We start from the raw sequence: 5976 nt of genomic DNA, 5'->3' as shown, positions 1-5976 counted from the left end.
CTGCTTTCGGAACTTTCAGGGTCCGGAGCTGAGGAAGCACCCCGGAGTGAGTCTTGAACCTCTTTGCAACGTAGTCAGCATTGCTGACTGAAGCTGGTCAACCAGACTTTTGCAAGCCTCGGGCTTTCAGCCCGGGGTGGTTGACTCCGTTTGTGCGGACGACCACATAAGGAAAATCTGAAGCAGATTTTTCCGGATTATCCTTTAAGAACTGCGTACGAGTCATTTCAAAAAGTGGACCGGTAGAAATGTGGAATTCTTTTGGTTGAACTTTTTGAACTTTGTTCAGAAGGCCTGCAAATTCAAAAGGAACATCTTTTCCTAATTTGACCTCGTCCTCGAAAAATTGCAGAAACGGAACATAAAAAGAAAACTCTCTATCACCTAGAGATCCTACGATCTCGCCTTCGAATCTATTAGGCCAGAAGCATACGGCCTCAACTTTAATTTTTCCGGGAAGGCCTTCAAGACGCAGAAGTGTATCCTCGAAACTCTAATTTTCGCCTTCGGTTTTCAGCACACAGTCTAAACAATTGGGACTCTCGCTAACATTTCGCTGAATTGAGAGTGCAGTCTCTCCTCCTATAATTTGGGCAGCTGCAAAAGGTACAGTTCCGTTCAACACTTCTTCGAGAAAGTCTTCTTCAGTCATGTCCTCAGAGAGATTAAGAAATTGTCCCAAGATGCCTGCTTTCTCAGTGTCGTGTTCCTCTTTAAAAAGTGCTTTATTGCCATCAAAAATGAAATCTTTTTGTCGTTCACTCATATTTCCTCCCGGAGTTGGTTGGCCCAGATAAGTTTCATAATGGATTGATTGAAAATAATAAAAGCTGGTGCGACCAAATATGTCTGAATGAATTTGATTCCAAAAAACTCTTTTAATGGCAAAGCTTCTCCGATTTTTCCTAGCCTCGCACTGGTAAGGAAAATTTTTGAATGAGAGAAGGGTGATATCGATCGGATGGAAAGAAAAACCCGTGCTCTTCGAAAGAGTCACGGGTGGTATTCTGGTGGGAGCACAGGGATTCGAACCCGGGACCTACGGATTAAGAGTCCGCTGCTCTACCAACTGAGCTATGCTCCCTTCTGGTGGGCTGTGCAGGACTCGAACCTGCGACCAATGGATTAAAAGTCCACTGCTCTACCAACTGAGCTAACAACCCGTTCGATTCGTGTTGAATCAATCCAGGAGTCGAACTATACATCCCTTTTTTTTATCCGTCAAACGATCTGCACAATTTTTTATTAAATTTGTTGTTTTTTTCCAAAAATTCTAAAAATAGCTAAATAAAAGACATAAATTGACGCATATGGAGGAATAATTCCCATAAAAGATTGGAAAAAATAAATCTTTTGCAAAGAAAAACCATTCCAATTAGTATTTACAGAATCAGTTTATAAATAAGAAAAAGTTAGGAAAAAGAAATGGCAGAAAAGAAAAAAGCAAAACCGCAGGTGGTGCAGGTAGTTGACCCGGAAGCACGTAAAAAAGCCCTTAAGGTCGCTCTTGATCAGATTGCAAAACAGTTTGGTAAAGAAGCAATTATGCCGATGGGACAAAAAACCGTCCAGGAAGATCTGGAAGTTGTCTCCACCGGTTCCTTTACCTTGGATATGGCTCTTGGTGTCGGCGGTCTGCCCCGCGGAAGAATTGTCGAAATCTACGGTGCTGAATCTTCCGGTAAAACCACTCTGACTCTCCATATCTTGGCTGAAATGCAGAAATTGGGCGGAACATGTGCCTTCATCGACGCTGAACACGCTTTAGATATCAAATACGCTAAAGATTTGGGCGTTAATGTAGACGATCTGCTTCTTTCGCAGCCGGACAGCGGTGAACAAGCTCTTGAAATTACCGATGCTTTGGTTCGTTCCGGTGCGGTTGACCTTGTCGTTATCGACTCTGTAGCAGCCTTAACACCAAAATCAGAAATTGAAGGCGAGATGGGCGAAGCCCTTCCAGGTCTTCAGGCTCGTTTGATGAGCCAGGCACTTAGAAAGCTTACCTCCAGCATTAAGAAATCCAACGCTTTAGTCGTCTTTATTAACCAGGTCCGCCAGAAGATCGGCGTCATGTACGGTCCGTCAGAGACGACGACAGGCGGTAACGCATTGAAGTTCTACTCTACTATCCGTATGGAAATTCGTAGAACAGGCGGCGTCAAGAAAGGTGATGATGTTTTAGGTAACGAAACAAGAGTTAAAGTCGTTAAGAACAAAGTTGCTCCTCCGTTTAAGTCCGCTGAATTCGAAATCATCTACGGTAAGGGTATCTCCAGAGAAGGTGAAATTATCGACCTCGGAACCGAGATGGATATCTTCGGTAAGTCCGGCGCTTGGTACTCTTACCAAGGCAATAAGATTGGCCAAGGTAAGACAGCCGCTAGAGATTGGCTCCACGCTCATCCGGAAGAAATGAAAGCTATCGAAGAGCAAATCAAAGCTAAGATTGCTGAGAACTCCGGTTTGAACAACGATGACGATGAAGAAACCCTAATGGAAGAAACTTACGAAGATACAGCTAATGCTTGATGATGACGACAGAGTTCGGTCAATAAAACAAAAAGCTGTGGCGCTCCTTGCTGTCAGGGAGCGCTCTCGTTTTATTCTCCGCAATAAATTAAAAGAAAAATTTTCTGAACCGGAAGATTTGCAGATAATCGATGCTTGCCTAGATGAGTTGGAAGGTAAAGGCTATCTCTCCGATGAACGCTTTGCTCGCGCTTCTTTGGTAACTAAAGCATCGCGATTCGGAGATCAGCGGCTTAAGTGGGAACTTCGATGCCAGGGCGTCAACTCTGAAACGATTAACTCTGTTATGGAAGAGTTTGAAGAGTCGGAATTCGAACGCGCAAAGACGCTCTGGGAAAGAAAATTCGGTGAACTTCCCGAAGATCAAAAAGAAAGAGCAAGACAATTTAGGTTCTTAGCCTCAAGAGGATTTTCTTTCAAAACTATCAATCAAATTATTAAAGGTGATTGGGACGAGTTCGAGTAAAAGATGAGCTTGCTATACTTCACATTTTGGCACATTTTCGAAAATCACCATGAAAATTCACGAGTATCAAGCCAGAGAAATATTGCAAGACTTTGACGTCCCAATTCCTGCCGGAAAAGTTGCAGACACTCCTTCACAGGCCCGAGAAATCGCAGAACAGCTAGGAGGTAATGTTTGGGCAGTCAAGGCTCAGGTTCACGCTGGCGGAAGAGGTAAAGGCGGCGGCGTCAAATTAGCCAGAAATTTAGAGCAGGTCGAAGAACTTGCAAAAGCCATGATCGGGATGAGATTGGTTACCAAGCAAACAGGACCGGGTGGGGCATTAGTCAGCAAGGTTCTGATTCAGCAAGGCGTAAACATCGTCTCCGAATATTACGTCGGCTTCCTTATTGATAGAGTCAAACAATCTTGTGTTCTTTTGGCTTCTTCGGAAGGCGGCATGGAAATCGAGAAAGTAGCCGCGGATTTTCCTGAGAAAATCGTTAAAGAATATATCGACAGCTCCGTTGGATTAACTAAAGAACAAGCGAAAGATGTAGTTGTCAAGCTCAACATGGATGAAAAAGTCCGTGGAAAGGCTGAGAAAGTTTTATTGGGTCTTTGGAAAGCCTTTAAAGAAAAAGACTGTTCTCTTCTGGAAATTAATCCGTTAATCGTCACCAAAGAAGGGGAAGTATTCCCTCTCGATGCCAAAATGACTTTTGACGATAATGCTCTTTATCGCCATCCCGAATTAGAAGCGTTTATTGATCCGTCCCAAGAGGACGAAACCGAATTAAAGGCACATGAGGCTGGACTGCCTTATATCCAGCTCGACGGCAATATTGCTTGTTTGGTCAACGGCGCCGGATTAGCAATGGCAACTATGGACACCATTAAGCTTTTCGGGGGAGAACCTGCAAACTTCTTGGATATCGGCGGAGGCGCATCCGTAGAAAAGGTGACGGCTGCTTTTGAAATCATGCTGTCCAAGCCGGAAGTTAAAGTCATCTTAGTCAATATCTTCGGCGGCATTATGAAGTGCGACACTATTGCTGAAGGAATTGTCGAGGCTTGCAAAGTTGTTTCCTTGACCGTTCCGCTTGTCGTTCGCATGAAGGGAACTCACGAAGATTTAGGTAAACAGATTCTCAAAGATAGCGGCTTGCCGATCATTACTGCTGAGACTCTTGGAGAAGCAGCCCTTAAAGCGGTTTCTCTGGCTAAGGAGCAATAAGATGAGTATTTTGGTTAATAAAGATTCGAGAGTAATTACTCAAGGAATGACCGGAAAAACCGGCCAGTTCCATACGGCTGCCTGCAGAGAGTATGGATTCGGCAAAGAATGTTTCGTGGGAGGCGTAAATCCTAAAAAAGCAGGACAAACTTGGGAAGGTCTTCCCATTTTTGGTACGGTCCAAGAAGCTAAAAAAGCGACCGGGGCCAATGTCTCTGTGATTTATGTTCCGCCGGCCGGCGCAGCTTCTGCCATTATGGAAGCCTCTGATGCAGGAATGGACCTCATTATTTGCATCACGGAGGGAATTCCTGTTCTTGATATGATTCAGGTCAGAGAGCATATGCGCAAAACCGGGTCTAACAGCTTGCTCCTGGGACCGAATTGTCCGGGTCTTGTGACACCGGGTGAAATTAAAGTAGGTATTATGCCTGCTCATATTCATAAGAAGGGAAGAATTGGGGTGGTCTCCCGCTCCGGAACTTTGACTTATGAAGCGGTTGCTCAGCTCTCTGAGCTCGGATTGGGCCAGTCAACGGCTGTTGGAATTGGCGGCGATCCGATAAATGGTTTAAAACATAAGGATATTTTGAAGCTCTTCGACGAGGATCCGGATACTGACGCTGTTGTCATGATTGGAGAAATCGGAGGCTCCGATGAGGAAGAGGCTGCTCTGTGGGCAAAAGAACACATGAGCAAGCCGGTAGTAGGATTTATTGCCGGTGTGACTGCTCCTGCTGGTAAACGAATGGGGCATGCCGGTGCGATTATTTCAGGAGGCAAAGGGACTGCTGAAGGGAAACTTCGCACTATGGAAGAATGCGGAATAAGAACTACACGCAATCCGTCTGAAATCGGAAGTCTATTGAAAGAGGTTTTGAACTCTTCCAATTGAAAGGATAAATTGTGGAATATTTTTTAGAGGTATTTGCTGACATACATTGGGGTGCTGTACTCCAGATCATCATTATTGACATCTTGCTCGGCGGAGACAATGCAGTTGTAATCGCGTTGGCTTGCCGAAACTTAGACCCTCACATGAGAGGCAAAGGCATCCTTTACGGAGCTGGCGGTGCTATTCTCCTGCGCGTTATTTTGGTAGCTTTCGCCGTCTCGATTATGAAGGTTCCGTTCCTGAAATTCTGCGGAGGTATTCTGCTTCTTTGGATCGGTATTAAGCTTCTTATTCCTCACGATGAAGAAGAAAAAGAAATTCACGCCAGCAAGAAACTTTGGGGGGCCGTCAAGACCATTATTATTGCTGACTTGGTGATGAGTATTGATAACGTTATTGCTATCGCCGGTGCTGCTGAACAGGCTCCGGGACACCATCAGATGTGGTTGGTTATCTTTGGCCTTCTTGTCAGTATCCCGTTTATTCTTGGCGGAAGCCAGATTATCTTGAAGGTAATCGATCGATTCCCGATTATTGTTTATGCCGGCGGCGCTTTGCTTGGTTGGATTGCCGGTACGCTGATGGTTGATGATCCGGGAATTTCTCCTCATTTCCCGAATCTGCCGAACCTTCACGTTGAGGGCGGAATTGCCGGAGCCGTCTTTGTTGTGGTGGTGGGATTTATCATCGCAAGGCTAAAAAATAGTAAAAAGACGTCCCGATAAGACCTTCCGATAAATAAAAAGCTCCGCTAATCACGGAGCTTTTTTGACATGGGCGGCAATTACTTGTCGATTACTGCTCCGCCCAAGCATACATCCCCGTTATAGAGGACCGCGCTTTGACCTGGAGTGACGGCCCACATCG

General features: G+C 45.1%; 8 protein-coding genes and 2 tRNA genes. 5 read left to right on the top strand and 5 right to left on the bottom strand.

Annotated elements, in window-relative coordinates:
* Window positions 1-97: 97 nt before the first annotated feature.
* From ACYQ4O_RS12805 to ACYQ4O_RS12790, 4 genes are all read right to left on the bottom strand, one after another.
* Complete coding sequence (locus tag ACYQ4O_RS12805) at window positions 98-226, bottom strand: hypothetical protein (protein WP_460175851.1); 129 nt, start codon at window positions 224-226, stop codon at window positions 98-100.
* Window positions 227-493: 267 nt separating this feature from the next.
* Window positions 494-997 carry a hypothetical protein gene (locus tag ACYQ4O_RS12800; RefSeq protein WP_460175850.1) on the bottom strand — a complete coding sequence of 168 codons (504 nt, stop codon included), beginning with the start codon at window positions 995-997 and terminating at the stop codon, window positions 494-496.
* A gap of 11 nt (window positions 998-1008) precedes the next feature.
* A tRNA-Lys gene (locus ACYQ4O_RS12795) sits at window positions 1009-1084 on the bottom strand.
* A gap of 3 nt (window positions 1085-1087) precedes the next feature.
* Window positions 1088-1163: transfer RNA gene (locus tag ACYQ4O_RS12790), tRNA-Lys, on the bottom strand.
* A 262-nt stretch (window positions 1164-1425) separates the two neighbouring features.
* Here ACYQ4O_RS12790 and recA point away from each other — a divergent pair.
* From recA to ACYQ4O_RS12765, 5 genes are read left to right on the top strand one after another with little or no spacing between them, the layout of a single operon-like run.
* Window positions 1426-2532, top strand: coding sequence for a recombinase RecA (recA, locus tag ACYQ4O_RS12785; RefSeq protein ID WP_066595299.1), 1107 nt, complete (start codon window positions 1426-1428; stop codon window positions 2530-2532).
* Entirely contained in the window at window positions 2525-2998 is a 474-nt protein-coding gene (gene recX / locus ACYQ4O_RS12780) for a recombination regulator RecX (RefSeq protein WP_460175849.1), read from the top strand. Before recA ends, recX begins: the two co-directional genes overlap by 8 nt.
* Window positions 2999-3047: 49 nt before the next feature.
* Window positions 3048-4214 (top strand): ADP-forming succinate--CoA ligase subunit beta, encoded by a 1167-nt coding sequence (gene sucC / locus ACYQ4O_RS12775; RefSeq protein WP_460175848.1) that lies wholly within the window; start codon window positions 3048-3050, stop codon window positions 4212-4214.
* 1 nt (window position 4215) lies between these two features.
* The gene (sucD, locus tag ACYQ4O_RS12770; RefSeq protein ID WP_460175847.1) at window positions 4216-5109 is read left to right on the top strand and encodes a succinate--CoA ligase subunit alpha; all 894 of its coding nucleotides are present in this window, start codon (window positions 4216-4218) and stop codon (window positions 5107-5109) included.
* 11 nt (window positions 5110-5120) lie between these two features.
* The gene (locus tag ACYQ4O_RS12765; protein ID WP_460175846.1) at window positions 5121-5834 is read left to right on the top strand and encodes a TerC family protein; all 714 of its coding nucleotides are present in this window, start codon (window positions 5121-5123) and stop codon (window positions 5832-5834) included.
* A 59-nt stretch (window positions 5835-5893) separates the two neighbouring features.
* On the opposite strand, the gene ACYQ4O_RS12760 is transcribed toward ACYQ4O_RS12765, so the two are convergent.
* Window positions 5894-5976: aminomethyltransferase beta-barrel domain-containing protein (locus ACYQ4O_RS12760; protein ID WP_460175852.1), on the bottom strand; the 83-nt coding region annotated here is incomplete at its 5' end.

The sequence above is a fragment of the Turicimonas sp. TL08 genome (assembly GCF_054660695.1).
Note: the sequence above shows the minus strand (reverse complement) of the source record. Positions and strands in the feature narration are given on the sequence as shown.